General features: G+C 73.7%; 16 protein-coding genes. 6 read left to right on the top strand and 10 right to left on the bottom strand.

Annotation, left to right across the window (positions count from 1 at the left end):
• Positions 1–144: 144 nt before the first annotated feature.
• From C4U03_RS19885 to C4U03_RS19870, 4 genes are all read right to left on the bottom strand, one after another.
• Positions 145–660: a flavin reductase family protein gene (locus C4U03_RS19885; RefSeq protein ID WP_200827340.1), complete on the bottom strand. Its 516-nt coding sequence runs from the start codon at positions 658–660 to the stop codon at positions 145–147.
• 220 nt (positions 661–880) lie between these two features.
• Positions 881–1,732 (bottom strand): alpha/beta fold hydrolase, encoded by an 852-nt coding sequence (locus C4U03_RS19880; RefSeq protein ID WP_103939313.1) that lies wholly within the window; start codon positions 1,730–1,732, stop codon positions 881–883.
• Entirely contained in the window at positions 1,732–2,643 is a 912-nt protein-coding gene (locus C4U03_RS19875; protein WP_200827339.1) for a VOC family protein, read from the bottom strand. The genes C4U03_RS19880 and C4U03_RS19875 overlap by 1 nt, the downstream gene beginning before the upstream one ends.
• Positions 2,640–3,812: an acyl-CoA dehydrogenase family protein gene (locus C4U03_RS19870; RefSeq protein WP_103939312.1), complete on the bottom strand. Its 1,173-nt coding sequence runs from the start codon at positions 3,810–3,812 to the stop codon at positions 2,640–2,642. The genes C4U03_RS19875 and C4U03_RS19870 overlap by 4 nt, the downstream gene beginning before the upstream one ends.
• Before the next feature lie 106 nt (positions 3,813–3,918).
• Between C4U03_RS19870 and C4U03_RS19865 the strand changes: the two genes are divergently transcribed.
• From C4U03_RS19865 to dmpG, 5 genes are all read left to right on the top strand, one after another.
• A complete protein-coding gene (locus tag C4U03_RS19865; protein ID WP_103939311.1) occupies positions 3,919–4,569 on the top strand; it encodes a TetR/AcrR family transcriptional regulator in 651 nt (216 codons plus the stop codon).
• Positions 4,570–4,661: 92 nt separating this feature from the next.
• Positions 4,662–5,450 (top strand): IclR family transcriptional regulator, encoded by a 789-nt coding sequence (locus C4U03_RS19860; protein ID WP_103939310.1) that lies wholly within the window; start codon positions 4,662–4,664, stop codon positions 5,448–5,450.
• A gap of 96 nt (positions 5,451–5,546) precedes the next feature.
• Positions 5,547–6,359 carry a 2-keto-4-pentenoate hydratase gene (locus C4U03_RS19855; RefSeq protein WP_200827338.1) on the top strand — a complete coding sequence of 271 codons (813 nt, stop codon included), beginning with the start codon at positions 5,547–5,549 and terminating at the stop codon, positions 6,357–6,359.
• Positions 6,360–6,367: 8 nt separating this feature from the next.
• Positions 6,368–7,297, top strand: a complete 930-nt coding sequence (locus C4U03_RS19850; protein WP_103939308.1) for an acetaldehyde dehydrogenase (acetylating) — start codon at positions 6,368–6,370, stop codon at positions 7,295–7,297.
• Positions 7,297–8,346: a 4-hydroxy-2-oxovalerate aldolase gene (gene dmpG, locus C4U03_RS19845; protein ID WP_235017987.1), complete on the top strand. Its 1,050-nt coding sequence runs from the start codon at positions 7,297–7,299 to the stop codon at positions 8,344–8,346. Before C4U03_RS19850 ends, dmpG begins: the two co-directional genes overlap by 1 nt.
• A 57-nt stretch (positions 8,347–8,403) precedes the next feature.
• Here dmpG and mobA read toward each other — a convergent pair whose 3' ends face one another.
• From mobA to moaA, 3 genes are read right to left on the bottom strand one after another with little or no spacing between them, the layout of a single operon-like run.
• Positions 8,404–8,997 (bottom strand): molybdenum cofactor guanylyltransferase, encoded by a 594-nt coding sequence (gene mobA, locus C4U03_RS19840; RefSeq protein WP_103939306.1) that lies wholly within the window; start codon positions 8,995–8,997, stop codon positions 8,404–8,406.
• On the bottom strand, positions 8,981–9,292 hold the full coding sequence (locus C4U03_RS19835; RefSeq protein WP_103939305.1) for a DUF3467 domain-containing protein: 312 nt from the start codon (positions 9,290–9,292) through the stop codon (positions 8,981–8,983). Before C4U03_RS19835 ends, mobA begins: the two co-directional genes overlap by 17 nt.
• Positions 9,293–9,326: 34 nt before the next feature.
• The gene (moaA, locus tag C4U03_RS19830; protein ID WP_235017986.1) at positions 9,327–10,316 is read right to left on the bottom strand and encodes a GTP 3',8-cyclase MoaA; all 990 of its coding nucleotides are present in this window, start codon (positions 10,314–10,316) and stop codon (positions 9,327–9,329) included.
• Between the two features lie 145 nt (positions 10,317–10,461).
• On the opposite strand from moaA, the gene C4U03_RS19825 reads away from it, so the two are divergent.
• On the top strand, positions 10,462–11,280 hold the full coding sequence (locus tag C4U03_RS19825) for an alpha/beta hydrolase (RefSeq protein WP_103939303.1): 819 nt from the start codon (positions 10,462–10,464) through the stop codon (positions 11,278–11,280).
• A gap of 159 nt (positions 11,281–11,439) precedes the next feature.
• Here C4U03_RS19825 and C4U03_RS19820 read toward each other — a convergent pair whose 3' ends face one another.
• The 3 genes from C4U03_RS19820 to selA all read right to left on the bottom strand — a co-directional run bounded on the left by C4U03_RS19820 (position 11,440) and on the right by selA (position 15,807).
• Positions 11,440–12,633, bottom strand: a complete 1,194-nt coding sequence (locus C4U03_RS19820; protein ID WP_103939302.1) for an RtcB family protein — start codon at positions 12,631–12,633, stop codon at positions 11,440–11,442.
• A gap of 109 nt (positions 12,634–12,742) precedes the next feature.
• Complete coding sequence (gene selB, locus C4U03_RS19815) at positions 12,743–14,500, bottom strand: selenocysteine-specific translation elongation factor (RefSeq protein WP_103939301.1); 1,758 nt, start codon at positions 14,498–14,500, stop codon at positions 12,743–12,745.
• Positions 14,500–15,807 carry an L-seryl-tRNA(Sec) selenium transferase gene (selA, locus tag C4U03_RS19810; protein WP_200827337.1) on the bottom strand — a complete coding sequence of 436 codons (1,308 nt, stop codon included), beginning with the start codon at positions 15,805–15,807 and terminating at the stop codon, positions 14,500–14,502. The genes selB and selA overlap by 1 nt, the downstream gene beginning before the upstream one ends.
• Between the last annotated feature and the right edge of the window lie 113 nt (positions 15,808–15,920).

Below are 15,920 nucleotides of genomic sequence, written 5' to 3'. Positions count from 1 at the left end.
CTGCGACGAAATGACGGAACAAGGGGGGTCAGGCCCCGCCCGGGCACCGGCCCGTGACGGCCCTCTCCCCGGTGACGCGCTGCCCGCCGGTGCGCTTCACGACGTGCACCTCACTGCGGAACGTGCACTTCACTGCGGATCTCTTCACGAGGCGAGCCGGAGGCCGCCGTAGCCGCCCCGGTAGAAGATGAGCGGACCGCCGCCGGAGCGGGCGCTCAGGTCGACGACGCGGCCAAGGGCCAGGAAGTGGTCCCCGGCCTCCTGGACGTTCTCCAGGGTGCAGTCGATCCAGGAGATCGCCTGGCGCAGGACCGGCGAGCCGGTCGGGCCCGGCTCCCAGGACAGCGCGCCGAACTTGTCGGCCCCCCGCGTGGCGAACAGCCGGCAGACGTCCTGATGGTCCTCGCCCAGCACGTTCACGCAGAACGCGCCGGCCTCGCGGATCCGCGGCCAGGTCGTCGAGGAGGAGTCGGGGAAGAACCCGACGAGCGCGGGCCGCAGCGACACCGAGGTGAAGGAGCCGACGGCCATGCCGACGGGCTCGCCGCCGTGGACGGCGGTCACGACCACGACCCCGGTCGGGTAGTGACCCAGGACTTTGCGCATGGTGTCGGGGTCGATCTCGCGCGGCGGAACCGCGCCGGAGCCGGGAAGAGACATCGGGCTTCTCCTTTTCTCGTGCGAAGGGTGAGCTGCGCTCAGCGTTCTGCTCCAGCCACGGCACCGGCAGCCCCTCGGTCTCGGCGAGGGGCTGGACGGCGTCGAAGATCCGCTGGACGGCGTCGGAGGTCTCCTCGCCGTCGCTCGCACCGACGCCCGACAGCGGCGGAGCCGCGCCGAGCTTCCAGGGGAGGGCGGCGGAACGGGGTGGAAAGGGCGGTTAGAAGGCGCCGCGGACGAAGCCGTCGACCATGCGGGCGAACAGCTCGGGGTACTCGATCTGGCTCCAGTGGCCGCAGTTCGGCACGATGTGCAGCCGGGCGTTGGGGATGTGCCGGGACAGGTAGAGGCTGGAGTCGACGGGCACGATCTGGTCCTCGCGGGCGGCGATGACCAGGGTGTCCTGCCGGATCTTCGCCAGCTCCTCCGGGCCCCAGCCGACGCGCGGCCCGGCGGTGAAGTCGAACGTCGCCAGGTGCGAGCGGCGCACCTCCTCGCGGGTAGCGCGCGGCACGCGGATCGCGGCGATCTCGTGCAGCCGGTCGCCGAACGAGGCGGGGTCGTGCACGAACAGCGCGAGCAGCTCGGCCATCGCCTCCTCGGTCGGGTCGTCATAGAAATTGATCAGCTTGGCCAGGCCCGGCAGCGGTTGCAGGCCCGGCATGCCGCCGCTGCCCATGAGGATGACCTTGTCGATCCGCTCGGGGCGCTCCAGCGTCATCGCGATGGACATCTGGCCGCCGTAGGAGTTGCCGACGAGCGAGACCTTCCGCACACCGAGCTCGTCGAGCATCGCCCAGGTCGCGGCGATGCGCAGCTCGGTGAAGGCGGCCATGCCGCGCGGCGGCGGGTTGGGGTGGTCGGAGTCGCCGAAGCCGAGGGTGTCGGGGGCGATGCAGTAGTAACGGTCGCCCAGGTCGCCGATCAGCCGCTCCCAGTTGGACAGGCCCGTCACGCCGGGGCCCGAGCCGTGCAGGAACAGCAGGGCGGGCAGCGACGGGTCGCCCGTCGTGCTGACGCGCAGCGTGTGGTCCCCGGCCGGGACGTCCCAGGTGGTGATCTCGGCAGCCATCAGCCGCGCTCCTTGGGCTCATTGAACAGGGCGAAGGGGAGTTCGTCGCGGTACCGGGTGCCGCGGTGGCCCCAGATCTTGGTGCTGGTGTAGGTGGCGGGTTCCCACAGCGCGTCATCGACGACGACGCCGCCGTGGCCGTACTCCAGGTGGAACCCGGCCGGGGTGTAGAGGTAGAAGGAGGTCATCAGGTCGTTCACATGCCGCCCGATCGTCAGCACGATCGGCACGTCGCGTTCCTCGCACAGGTCGTAGGCGATGCCGACGTCGTCCAGGGAGGCGACCTCGACCATCAGGTGCTGGAACCCCGCGGCGCCCGGGACCTCGGCGATGGCCAGGGAGTGGTGCCTGCCGTTGACGTGGTAGAACTGCGCGTTCAGCGGCGGGTCGATGATCCGGTCCGACAGCCTGAAGCCGAGGATCCGGGTGAAGAAGTCGTTCGCCTCCCCCATGTCGGGGACGACGAGGACGGCGTGGCCGAGGCCCTGCTCCCCGGTGACGAACCCGCCGCCCATGGGCCGGCCGGGACGGAACGAGCCGGGGTGGCGGAACTGGCCCCAGGAGATCTCGTGCCGGTTGCCCCAGGGGTCCTCGAACCAGCTCAGCCCGGCGACCCGGCGCTCGGCGGCCAGCTCGGGCCCGCCCTCGTGGACGGTGAGGCCGTACTCCTCGATCCGGGCGGTGAGCGCCGCCAGCTCCGCGGGCGTGCGGACTCCCCAGCCGAGGTAGGCCAGTGCGTGCTCCGCACCGGGATGGATGACGAGCCGGTGGTCGGCGTCGTCCACGCGCAGCCGTACCGTGCCGTCGTCGCCGCGTCCGGCGATCTGCATGCCGAGGACCTCGGGGCCGAAGGTCAGCCACTCCGCATAGCCGGGGGACGAGAAACCGATGTAGCTCAGAGACTGGATCACAGCTGAATCTCCACGGGGGTGGCGCCGAGGGCGCGGGAGGCGTAGGCGAGACCGGGCGCGTCGGCCGCGAGGAAGGCGTGGCCGAGCGCGGTGACGATGTCCTGGTAACGGCCGTGCAGCGGGTGGTCGAGGTAGGCGACCCGGCCGCTGGAGACCCGGTAGAGGTCGGCGACGGCGTCGCCGACGAGCTCGCAGCCGCGGGTGATGTCCCAGCGGTACCGCGCACGTTCGTCCTTGTCGATGTGCCGGCCCTCCTCACCGGCCCTGGTGATCTCGATCGCGGCGCGGCGCATCTTGAGGATCGCGGCGTCGAGCGTCCAGTAGGCGTTCGCCAGGTGCTTCTGGACGAGCGGGTCCTCGCCGACCATGCCGCCCCAGTTGCCACGCCGGGTGCTGGTCACCTTCGTCCACTCGTCCAGGAACCCCTGGGCCATGCCGAGGGTCGGGGCGACGAGGACCAGGTTGAACAGGGTGGCCCACGGGAGCCGGTAGCGGGGCCCGGGGTTGGTCTCCTGGCCGGGCGCCAGGACGCCGGGCAGGTACTCGTAGCGCAGGTGGGACAGGAACCGGCCCGCGGGCACGAACGCGTCCTCGACCACGATGTCCTTGCTGCCGGTGCCCTTGAGCCCGGCGGTGAACCAGTTGTCCTCGATCCGGTACTGGTCGCGCAGCAGGATGATCGAGCCGTAGTCCGGCAGTTCCCGGCCACCGAGCTCGATCGTCCCGGCGTTGCCGCCGAGGATCACGCCGTCGGCGTGGTCGCAGCCGGAGGAGAAGGACCAGCGCCCCGACACCCGGTAGCCGCCCTCGACCGGGACGACCTTGCCGGTCGGCGCGTAGGACGAGGAGAGCATCCGGGAGGCGTCCCCGGCCCAGAGGGTCTGCTGCACCTCCTCGGGGAACAGCGCGCTCTGCCACGGGTGCGAGCCGACGACCCCGGCCACCCAGCCCGCCGACGGCGCGACCCGGGCGATCTCGAAGACGGCGTCGAGGAACTCCACGAGCGGGGCCTCCCCACCGCCCCATCGGGCGGGCTGGAGCGCACGCAGGACGCCGGTCTCCAGCAGATGCTTCCAGGTGGTCTCGGTCAGGGCCCGGCGCTCGGCGGCGAGGCGCTCCTCGGCCGCAAGCTCAGGCGCCAGTGCCCGGACCCGGTCAGCGATCGACATCGCGACCCCCTTCGACTCTGTAGCGGTCGCTATACCCTGTAGTAAGCACTACAGGATTTACAGGGCTGAAACCTAGGACAAAGTCCGTGTGATAGCAAGGGGTTCCGTGGCACCGAAAACCGACAGACGCACGCAGCACAGCGAGGAGTCGCGGCGCAGGATCCTGCAGGCCGCAGCCGAGATCTCCGCCGAACGCGGGTACGACGGCACCAGCGTCGCCCTGGTGACGAAGCGGTCAGGGCTGCCCGCCAGTTCGGTGTACTGGCACTTCGGCAGCAAGGACGAGCTGCTCGCCGAGGTCGTCGAGCACAGCTACCGCCAGTGGCTGCCCCGCAAGGCGCGCTGGGCCCCGCCCGAGCCGGGCACGGACCGCGTCGCCTACCTGCGCGACGCGCTCCGGCAGGCCGGAGCGAGCTTCGCCGACCAGCCGGAGTTCATGCGGCTGGGCCTCATGCTGCTGCTGGAGCGGCGGGCCGAGGAGCCCGCGGCGCGCGTCCGGTTCAAGCGCATCCGCGCCGAGATGCTCGACGCCATGAGCGAGTGGTGGGAGGCGATGCTCCCGGAGGAGGTCAACGCCTCGCATCCGCACCTGCCGCGTATGCTGGCCCAGCTCAACATGGCCGCGGCCGACGGCCTCTACATGATGTCCGTCGGCGACCCGGAGGAGATCGACATGAACGGGCTCCAGGAGCTGCTCGCGCTCGCGCTGGACGCCGTGGCCGACCGCATCGCCCGGCAGGTGTACGGGGAGGAGTGAGCGCATGCTCATCACCGGCCCCGGTGACCGGCCCGCGGCCCTCCGGGACGGTGGCGCGACCGTTCCCGCGGCCAGCACGGACAGGTCCCGTCATGGCACCTGAGCACAGGTCCGGTCCCGCGGTCGACACGCGGTCCGTGCTCGGCAAGGTCGCCGCCGTCCTCTACTCCTTCACCGCCGACGACCACGGGGTCGGTCTCGCCGAGCTGGGCCGCCGGACCGGGCTCGCCAAGGGGACCCTGCACCGCGTCCTCAGCGAGATGGTCGAGGTGCGGCTGCTGGAGCGGACCGGCAACGGCTACCGGTTGAGCGGCCAGGTCTTCCAGCTGGGCATGCGGGCCTCGGTCGAGCGGGGGCTGCTGGAGATCGCCACCCCCTTCCTGGAGGACCTCTACGAGCGCACCCACGAACTCGTCCATCTGGGCGTGCTGGAGGGCACCGAGGTCGTCTACGTGGCCAAGATCGGCGGCCATCGGCAGGCGGTCTCGCCGTCCCGGATCGGCGGCCGGATGCCCCTGCACTGCACGGCGATCGGCAAGGCGCTGCTGGGCTCCTCCCCTCCCGAGCTGCTGGCCCGGGTCGTCGAGGCGGGCCTGACGCGCCGGACGGCGCACACCATCACGGCGCCCGGCCTGCTGCGCCGGCAACTGGAACGCGTGTCCCGCAGCGGCGTCGCCTTCGAGGTGGAGGAGTCCGCGGCCGGCATCGCCTGCGTGGCCGCACCGGTGCTCGACCCGGCCGACCGGCCCGTCGCCGCGATCAGCGTCACCGGGCCGGTGACCCGGTTCAGGCCGGAGGACCACGCGGTGGTGGTCAAGGCCGCCGCGGCCGGGATCGCCGGCACGCTCGCCCGGCGGGCCGCGCTCCTCCAGCGGGACTGACCGCTTCGACGAGGTTCCGTTCACCGGAACGCGCACGTGGCCGCAGCGCCGTGGCCTGGGCGATCGTGGCGTCATCCACCTGACGCGAGGACTGTGATGACTTCCCACGAACCGATGACGGGCCGGGACCGCGACGCGGTCGCGGCCGCGGCGGCCCGGTTGCAGGCCGCGCAGGACGGCCGAACGCCCTGCGCCCCGGTACGCGATCTGCTCGGTACGAGCGACCTCGCCCTCGCCTACGCCGTCCAGCGGCGGCTCGCCGAGCACCGGCTCGCCGCGGGCGCCCGCGTCGTGGGCCGGAAGATCGGGCTCACCTCCCCGGCGGTCCAGCGGCAGCTGGGGGTCGACCAGCCCGACTTCGGGATGCTCTTCGCCGACATGGACGTCTCCGCCCTTCCCGAGGTGCCCGCCGAGCGGCTGCTCCAGCCGAAGGCCGAGGCGGAGGTCGCGTTCGTGCTCGGAGCCGACCTCGACCACGAGATCTCCGGCGTGGACGACGTGCGCGCCGCGGTCGCCTATGCGGTGGCCGCACTGGAGATCGTCGACAGCCGGATCGCCGACTGGGACATCACGATCACCGACACGATCGCCGACAACGGCTCCAGCGCCCTGTACGTCCTCGGCGACAGGAGGCTGACGCTGGAGGAGTTCGAGCCCGTCGAGGTCGTCATGCGGCTGTACGCCGACGGCGAGCTCGTCTCCGAAGGCGACGGCGCCGCCTGCCTCGGCGACCCCCTCCGGGCGCTGGCCTGGCTGGCCCGCACGGCACGCGAGTTCGGGGAGCCGTTGCGGGCCGGGCAGGTCGTGCTCTCCGGCGCGCTCGGCCCGATGGTCCCGGTCGCCCCCGGCAGCGTGGTCCGCGCGGAACTGTCCCGGCTCGGCTCCGTGACCGCCGTGTTCTCCAAGTGAGGAAGACCGTGAAGAAGACCAAGGTGGCCGTGATCGGCTCCGGCAACATCGGCACCGACCTGATGATCAAAGTGCTCCGGCTGTCGGAGACCCTGGAGATGGCGGCGATGGTCGGCATCGATCCCGACTCCGACGGGCTGGCCCGGGCCCGCCGGCTCAAGGTGCCCACCACCCACGAGGGGGTGGACGGGCTGATCGGCATGGACGGCTTCGCCGACATCGACCTCGTCTTCGACGCCACCTCCGCCAAGGCGCACCTGGCCAACGCCGCCAGGCTCGCCCCGTACGGCAAGACGCTGATCGACCTGACCCCCGCGGCGATCGGGCCCTACGTCGTGCCGCCGGTGAACCTCGGCCAGCACCTGGACGCCGGCAACGTCAACATGGTCACCTGCGGCGGGCAGGCGACGATCCCGATCGTGCACGCGATCTCCCGGGTCGCTCCGGTCGCCTACGCCGAGATCGTCGCGTCGATCTCCTCCCGTTCGGCCGGTCCCGGCACCCGGGCCAACATCGACGAGTTCACCGAGACCACCGCACGGGCGATCGAGCGGGTCGGCGGCGCCGGCCGCGGCAAGGCGATCATCATCCTCAACCCCGCCGAACCACCGCTGATCATGCGCGACACCGTGTTCTGCCTGATCGGCGACGCCGACGAAGGACAGATCCGGGCGTCCGTGGAGAAGATGGTCGCCGAGGTGAGCCAGTACGTGCCCGGCTACCGCCTCAAGCAGCAGGTGCAGTTCACCCCGATCCCCGCCGACGAGCCGGTGCACACCCTGCTGCCCGGCGGCGCCGGACCGGTGACCACCAAGGTGTCGGTGTTCCTGGAGGTCGAGGGCGCCGCCCACTACCTGCCCGCCTACGCGGGCAACCTCGACATCATGACCTCCGCCGCCCTGCGCGTCGCCGAGCGCATCGCCCTCCAGGGGGCGTGATGAGCACCCCCGCCGAAGAGCACGTGAGTGAGGACATGAACGCCACGCCCGACCTCTATGTCCAGGACGTCACCCTGCGGGACGGCATGCACGCCGTCCGCCACCGGATCACCCCCGCCGACGTCGCCCGGATCGTGGCCGCGCTCGACGCCGCCGGGGTGGACGCGATCGAGGTCGCCCACGGCGACGGCCTGGCCGGCGGCAGCCTCAACTACGGGCCCGGCAGCAACACCGACTGGGAGTGGATCGAGGCCGCCGCCGCCAACATCGAACGGGCCACCCTCACCACGCTCCTGCTGCCCGGCATCGGCACCATCGCCGAACTGGAGCACGCCTACTCGCTCGGGGTCCGCTCCATCCGGATCGCCACCCACTGCACCGAGGCCGACGTCGCCGCCCAGCACATCGCCAAGGCCCGCGAGCTGGGCATGGACGTGTCCGGCTTCCTGATGATGAGCCACATGGCCCCAGCCAAGGAACTGGCCGAACAGGCCAGGCTGATGGAGTCCTATGGCGCGCACTGCGTCTACGTCACCGACTCGGGCGGCCGCCTCACCATGGACGGCGTCCGCGAACGCGTCCGTGCCTACCGCGACGTCCTGCGGCCGGAAACCCAGATCGGCATCCACGCCCACCAGAACCTCTCCCTGGCCGTGGCCAACTCCGTCGTCGCCGTGGAGGAGGGCGTCACCCGGGTGGACGCCTCCCTGGCCGGGCACGGCGCGGGCGCGGGCAACTGCCCGATCGAGCCGTTCATCGCCGTCGCCACCCTCAACGAGTGGAAGCACGGCTGCGACCTGTTCGCCCTCCAGGACGCCGCCGACGACCTGGTCCGCCCCCTGCAGGACCGCCCCGTCCAGGTCGACCGCGAAACCCTCACCCTGGGCTACGCCGGCGTCTACTCCAGCTTCCTGCGCCACGCCGAGGCCGCCTCCGCCCGCTACGGCATCGACGTGCGCACCATCCTCCTCGAAGTGGGCAGGCGCGGCCTGGTCGGCGGCCAGGAGGACATGATCGTCGACATCGCCCTCGATCTTCAGTCCGGCTGACCTCGTCGCCATGGAACCCGGCCGGGGACGGGCTCCGGCAGGTGGGGGCCCTGCACGCTATGCCGGAGGCGGGGAGGCGGCGGCGATCCTGCGCGCCCGCTCGAACGATTCGGGGGTGTCGCAGTCGTACCAGGGGGGCCGCTCGCCCGCCGGAAGGCTCACTGCCAGCGGTTCCAGCGGGGCCAGCAGCCCGCGCAGCGACGTGCCCCGGTAGGTGCGCGCGGCGGCGCGCAGCGTCGGGGCGTGCCAGCACCCGATGAGCCACTGCGGGTGGCCGTCCCCGTCGACGAGCACGGCCCCGGCGCCATGCCGGGCGGCCGCCTCGCGCAGCTCCCCCACCTGCTCGGCGCGCAGGAACGGCAGGTCGGCGGCCAGCAACACCAGCCAGGGCGCGCGGACCTCGGCCAGCCCGGCGCGCAGCGCGGGCACCGGGCCCCCGCCCGGCGGGTCCTCGCGGACGGCGATCGCGCCGGGCGGGTCGGGACGGGGCGGGCCGACCACCACCAGGCGGCCGGCGCCGGCCGCGGCGGCGGCGGCCCAGCCGACGAGGGGGCGGCCCGCGATTCGCGCCGCCGGCTTGTCGGCACCGCCGAAGCGCCGGGCCCGGCCGCCGGCCAGGATCACCGCGTCGAACTCAGGCGCCGCCGTCACCGCGACCGCCTGTCTCCCGCTCGTAGGCGCTGAGGTTCTGCTCCAGGGCCTTCATCAGCTCCCAGACCTGACCCGGGGGGATCCGCACCCGGGCGACCACCCGGGCGGGCACGTGGACGAACTGGGCGCCGGAGTCGGGGTCGCGCGTCACCTCGGGCGGCCGCACCTCGGTGGCGAAGTCCAGCACGAAGCTCTCCCGGGTGCGCCATACCGAGGCGAATCCGGCGTAGACGCCGACCTCCGCGTCCTCCGGCACCGATATCTCGACCCGATGTTCCAGCGGCTGGTCCGTCACCCTGACATCGTCGCACGTGGCCCGCGGGACCGGGTCACCCGCCGATCGCCGACATCGGCCGGGCGGGCTGCAGGAAGCCCGGGTCGTCGATGCCGTGCCCGGCGCGTTTGGCGCGCACCGCCGCACTCCACCGTTCGGCCAGCTCGTCGTCGGTGGCGCCGGCGCGCATCGCATCGCGCAGATTGGACTCCTCGGTGGCGAACAGGCAGTTGCGGACCTGCCCATCGGCGGTCAGCCGGACCCGGTCGCAGGCCCCGCAGAAGGGGCGGGTGACCGAGCCGATGACGCCGACCCGGGCGGGGCCGCCGTCGACCAGGAAGGTCTCGGCGGGGGCGCTGCCGCGGGCCCGCGGATCGTCGGGGGTCAGCTCGAACGTCCCCGACAGCAGGGCCATGATCTCGTCGGCGGTGACCATGTTCTCGCGCCGCCAGCCGTGCTGGGCGTCCAGCGGCATCTGCTCGATGAACCGCAGCTGGTAGCCGTGCTCCAGGCAGTACCGCAGCAGCGGGATCGCCTCGTGCTCGTTGACGCCGCGCATCAGCACCGCGTTGACCTTGACCGGGCTCAGCCCGGCCCGCTCGGCCGCCGCCAGCCCGGCCAGCACGTCGGCCAGCCGGTCCCGGTGCGCCAGCCGCCGGAAGACCTCCGGATCCAGGGTGTCCAGGGAGACGTTGACCCGGTCCAGGCCGGCCTCGGCCAGCGCGGGCGCCAGCCGGTCCAGGCCGATGCCGTTGGTGGTCAGCGAGATCTGCGGGCGCGGTGTCAGGGCGGCGGTGCGCCGCACGATCTGCGGCAGGCCCCGGCGCAGCAGCGGCTCCCCGCCGGTATAGCGGACCTCGGTGATGCCGAGCCGCTCGACGCCGAGGGACACCAGCCGGATCACCTCGTCGTCGGTGAGCAGCTCCGGCTTGGGCAGCCAGTCCAGTCCCTCGGGCGGCATGCAGTACGCGCACCGCAGGTTGCACCGGTCGGTCAGGGAGACCCGCAGGTCCGTCGCGATCCGGCCGAATCCGTCGACCAGCATCGGCTCTCCCTCCTGCCTCCGGGCACCGTCTGCCCGGCCGGCCTCGACGTGATCCACTCTATGCGGGTCCAGGCGGGCGGTTGACGGCCGGGCGCACGCGAGGGCACGGTGGCCACCTGATCTTCGAGGAGTTCGAGGGGGCGGCATGGCGACGGTACGGCAGTGGGAGTTCGCGGGACGGCACGGCGCCGTCGCGGCGTACTCGTGGACGCGCCCCGAGCCCCGGTACCTGGCGGTCCTGGTGCATGGCTACGGCGAGCACCTGGGCCGGTACGGGCACGTGGTGCGGGCGCTGCTCGGCCACGGCGCCGCCGTCTGCGGCGTCGACCACACCGGGCACGGGGAGTCGGCGGGCGAGCGGGTGCTGATCGAGGACTTCGAGGACGTCGTCGCCGACGTGCACACCCTGGTGGCCGACGCCCGCGCCGACCATCCCGCCCTGCCGGTCGTCATGATCGGCCACTCCATGGGCGGCATGATCGCCGCCCGTTACGCCCAGCTGCACGGGCGGGACCTGGCGGCCCTGGTGCTGTCGGGGCCGGTGCTGGGGCGCTGGGCGGCGCTGGAGGCCCTGCTGGGGCTGGAGGAGATCCCCGACGTCCCCATCGACCCGGCGACGCTGTCGCGCGACCCGGCGGTCGGCGAGGCGTACGCGGCCGACCCGCTGGTCTGGCACGGCCCGTTCAAGCCGCCGACGGTCCGGGCGTTCGACCGCTGCATCGCCGCCGTCAACGAGCACGGCTCGCTCGGCGGGCTGCCGACGCTGTGGGTGCACGGCGAGGACGACCGGCTGGTGCCGCTGGAGGGCACCCGCGGGGGCATCGAGGCGATCCGCGGCGCGGACCTGACCGAGCGCGTCTACCCGGGGGCGCGGCACGAGGTCTTCAACGAGACCAACGCGGCGGAGGTCCTGGCGGACGTCACCGCGTTCGTCGACCGCGTGCTGGGCGCTCCGGCTCGCTGAGCGGCTCGTCCCCGCGCCTGGGAGGGGTCGCCCGCCGGTCGGTGCCGGTGAACGCGCCCTCCATGGCCCGCGGCAGCGTGCGGCCCGCCCCGGGGACCCCGGCGGCCCGCGCGGTGGCGGGTCGCCGGAGTACGGGTCGCCGGAGTACGGAGAGCGCACTCATCCCTTCACGCAGACCAGTTGGCGCAGATGCGCCTCGACCTCGACCAGGTCGGACTGGGCGGCCATGACCGCCTCCAGGTCCTTGTAGGCGCCGGGGATCTCGTCGATCACGCCCGCGTCCTTGCGGCACTCCACGCCCTGGGTCTGGGCCTCCAGGTCGGCCAGGGTGAAGGTCTTGCGGGCCTTGTTGCGGCTCATCCGGCGGCCCGCGCCGTGCGAGGCCGAGTTGAACGCCTCCCGGTTGCCCAGGCCGCGCACGATGTAGGTGCCGGTCGCCATCGAGCCGGGGATGATGCCGAGGTCGCCGGCGCCCGCCCGGATCGCGCCCTTGCGGGTGACCAGCAACTCGACCCCGTCGTAGACCTCCGTGGCCACGTAGTTGTGGTGACACGAGATGTGGTCGTCCCAGGTGACCTTGCGCCCGCTGAAGAAGCGCGTCACCGCGTTTTGGGCGAGCGCCATCATCAGGGTCCGGTTGCGGCGCGCGTACTCCTGCGCCCAGAACAGGTCCCGGCGGTAGGCGTCCATCTTGGCGGTGCCGCTCAGGAACACCGCCAGGTCCGGGTCGGGGAGGTCCTGGTTGTGCGGGAGCTTGCGGGCCGCCTCGATGTGCCGGTCGGCCAGTTCCTTGCCGATGTTGCGGGAGCCGGAGTGCAGCACGATCCAGATCGACCCGGCGTCGTCGGCGCACACCTCCAGGAAGTGGTTGCCGCCGCCGAGCGTGCCCATCTGGGCGCGGGCCCGGCCGAGCCTGCCGCGCACGGACGGGATCAGCTCCTCAAAGCCCTTCCAGAACTCGTACCAGCCGCGTTCCCGCAGGCCGGGCACTGCCGACGGGTCGACCGGGGTCTTGTGCGCACTGCGGCCGACCGGGATCGCCTTCTCCAGCCGGGAGCGCAGGCCGCCCAGGTCGTCGGGCAGGTCCTCGACGGTGAGGCTGGAGCGCACGGCGGTCATCCCGCAGCCGATGTCCACCCCGACGGCGGCCGGGGAGACGGCGTCGCGCATGGCGATGACCGAGCCGACCGTGGCGCCCTTGCCGTGGTGCACGTCAGGCATCACCGCGACGCCCTCCACCCACGGCAGCTCGGCCACGTTGCGCAGCTGGCCGAGGGCGGCCTCCTCCACGTCGGCCGGGTCCGCCCACATGCGGATCGGCGCGTGGCCACCCCGCAGGGTCCTGTACGGCATCGTCTGACTCTCTCCAGGTCGAGAAGCACGTTCGGTGACGCGCTCCATGACGCCAGAACCCCTACCTGTCCCACAACCGGTTTTCCGGCGGCGGAATGGGCGGCGCGGGTCAGCGGGCGCGCATCCGGCGGTGGTCGCCGTCGCGTTCGGTCAGCCCGCACCGGTCGAGGTGCTCCAGCAGCGGGACCGCCACCCGGCGGCTGGTGCCCAGGGCCCGCTTGGCCTCGGCCACGGTGAACGGCTGCGGCAGGCCCGCCAGGACCCGGGCGGCCTCCTCGTCGGCGCCGGCCGGCAGCACCACGCCGTCGGCCAGCCGCAGCACCGCGCCCGCGGCCACCGCAGCGGCCAGCGTCGGGCCGGTCAGCCCCAGCTCGGCCAGCCGGGCGGCCTCCGGCGCCCGGAACGGGCCGGCGGCGACCTCGGCGCGCAGCCGCCGCACCGCCGCGGTCACCTGGGGCGGCGGCCCGGCCGACGGCCCGTACACCCGGCCGTCGGCCAGCCGCAGCGGCGGGCGGACGAGCTCTGCCACCAGCCGTCGGGCCGGCAGGCCCAGCCGCAGCCGGGCGGCCTCCAGCGGGATGCCGGGGGCCAGCGGGTGCGCGGCCGCATGCCGGGCCAGTTCTTCGGCCAGCCGGCGGTGCAGCGTCTCCCAGTGGCCGGGGTCGGCGAGCCAGTCGGGTTCGAGCCGGACCGCGTCGTCGGGCGGTTTGCAGCCCATCACGGTCAGCTCGTGCTCGCGCAGCACCCCGTGCCGGCGCAGCAGCAGCCCGCCGCCGGGATGGTCCGGCCAGCCCGCCAGCTCGCGGGCCCGCTCGGCGCCCGCACCACGCCGTACCAGGGTGGGCGGGCGCACGTCGAGGACGCGCACCCCGGCCACGGCGCGGCGGCCGGGGTCGCGCAGCAGGGCGCGGTCGCCCACGTGCAGCGGCAGCCGGGCGTTGAGGGTGAGCCGAGCGGTGTCGGGGCCGAGCGGGCGCAACCGCACCGGCACGGCGGCCGAGCCGATGTGCAGGATCATCTGGCGGGCCAGCCGCCCGGACGCCTCGGCGAAGCTCAGCCGCACGTCGACGCAGGTGGTCATCGTCCAGCAGGCCGGGCTCACCAGCGCCATGCCGCGGGCGACCTGGTCGTGGTCGACGCCGCGCAGGTTGAGCGCGACCCGGGACACGCCGGTCACCCGGTCGGCGGGCTCCTTCATCGACTCCAGCGCCCGGACCCGCACGGTGCGGCCGCCGGGCGTCAGGACCAGCTCGTCGCCGACGGCGATCCGGCCCGCGCCGAGCGTGCCGGTGACGACCGTGCCGCTGCCCTTGACGGTGAACGCGCGGTCCACCCACAGCCGGACCGGCGCCCCCGGGTCAGGCACTGGCAGCCGGGCGGCCAGCCGGTCCAGCGCGGCGGCCAGGTCGGTGATGCCGGCGCCGGTGACGGAGCTGACGGTCACCGCCTCTACGCCGCGCAGCCCGGTGCCCTCCAGGCGGGCACGGGCCTGGCGCAGCGCCGGGGTCGGGTCGGCCAGGTCGGAGCGGGTGATCACCAGCAGCCCGTGCCGCACGCCGAGGGCGTCGAGCGCCTCGGCGTGCTCCTGCGACTGGGGCATCCAGCCCTCGTCGGCGGCGACCACCATCATCGCCGCGGGGACCGGCCCCACCCCGGCCAGCATGTTGGTGACGAACCGCTCGTGGCCCGGCACGTCCACCAGCGCCACCCGCCGCCCGGACGGCAGCGTGGTCCAGGCGAACCCCAGGTCGATGGTCAGGCCTCGGCGGCGCTCCTCGGCCCACCGGTCCGGCTCCATCCCGGTGAGCGCCCGTACCAGCGCGGACTTGCCGTGGTCGACGTGCCCGGCGGTCGCGACGACCTGCATCAGCCCTCCTCCCGGGCGGCCACGGCACCGGCGGCGGCCAGCACGGTGCGCTCCAGCAGGGCGTCCTCGGCGGGCGGCACGGCGCGCAGGTCCAGCAGCAGCCTGCCGTGCTCCAGGCGGCCGACGACCCGGCGCTCGCGCAGCGGCCGCTCGTACCCGCCGGGCAGCGCGACGGCGGCGCTGGGCAGCACCACGCCGGGTGCTCCCCCGCCGCCCACGGTGGCCTCGCTGTCGACGGCGTCGACGGCCAGGCCGTGCGCCGACAGCTCCTTGACCAGCCGCTCGGCGCGTTCCCGCAGCCCGGCCACGTCGGCGTGCAGGGCCCGCGCGACGGGGGGCTCGGGGCCGCGCAGCGTCGCCTCCAGGGCGGCCAGGGTGAGCTTGTCGACGCGCAGCGCCCGGTAGAGCGGGTGCCGGCGCAGCCGCCGCACCGCCTCGGCCCGGCCGAGGATCAGCCCCGCCTGCGGGCCGCCCAGCAGCTTGTCGCCGCTGGCGGTGACCAGGTCGGCCCCGGCCGCCAGCACGCCGGCGGCGTCGGGCTCGTCGGGCAGCAGCGGCTCGTGGGCCAGCAGGCCCGAGCCGATGTCCACCACCAGCGGCGCGTCCAGCGGGGCCAGCTCGGCCACGGCGGCCTCGGCGGTGAAGCCCTCGATGCGGAAGTTGGACGGGTGGACCTTGAGCACGAAGCCGGTCTCCGGGCCGAGCGCGGCGGCGTAGTCGGCGGCCGTGGTGCGGTTGGTGGTGCCGACCTCGCGCAGCCGCGCCCCGGTGGCGGCCAGCAGCTCGGGGATGCGGAAGCCGTCGCCGATCTCCACCATCTCGCCGCGGCTGAGGACGATCTCGCGGCCGCCGGCCAGCGCGGTGGCGGCCAGCACCAGCGCGGCGGCGTTGTTGTTGACCACGATCGCGTCCTCGGCCGCCGGGCACGCGGCGCGCAGGGCCTCCAGCGCGCCCCGGCCGCGGGCGCCGCGACGGCCGGTGGCCAGGTCGTACTCCACGTCGGCGCATCCGCTCACGGCGGCGACCGCCTCGCGGGCGGCCGGCGACAGGGGGGCGCGGCCCAGGTTGGTGTGCAGCAGCACGCCGGTGGCGTTCACGACCGGACGCAGCGTGGTCGCGTGCTCGGGCAGGCCGGCGACCGCCGCGTCGGCGACCGCCGCGGGCGGTATCTCACCGGAGCGGGCCCGTTCCTGCGCACGCACGACCGCCGCCTTCACCAGGGCGCGCCCGAGCCGCTCGGCCGCCGTCCCCAGGCGCGGGTCGGCCAGCACGGCGTCGGTACGGGGCACCTGTCGCCTGGAGTCCACGCGACTTAACCCTATGGATCTCCGCGGGCCTGCGAAAGCGCAACCCCTCCAACAGAAGCGGGACAAGGTCATGGGTTTCTCACAGAACGGTAAATCTCCCGCCCTTTTCCCTC

The organism is Thermomonospora echinospora, assembly GCF_900108175.1.
Taxonomy (GTDB): domain Bacteria; phylum Actinomycetota; class Actinomycetes; order Streptosporangiales; family Streptosporangiaceae; genus Thermomonospora; species Thermomonospora echinospora.
Note: the sequence above shows the minus strand (reverse complement) of the source record. Positions and strands in the feature narration are given on the sequence as shown.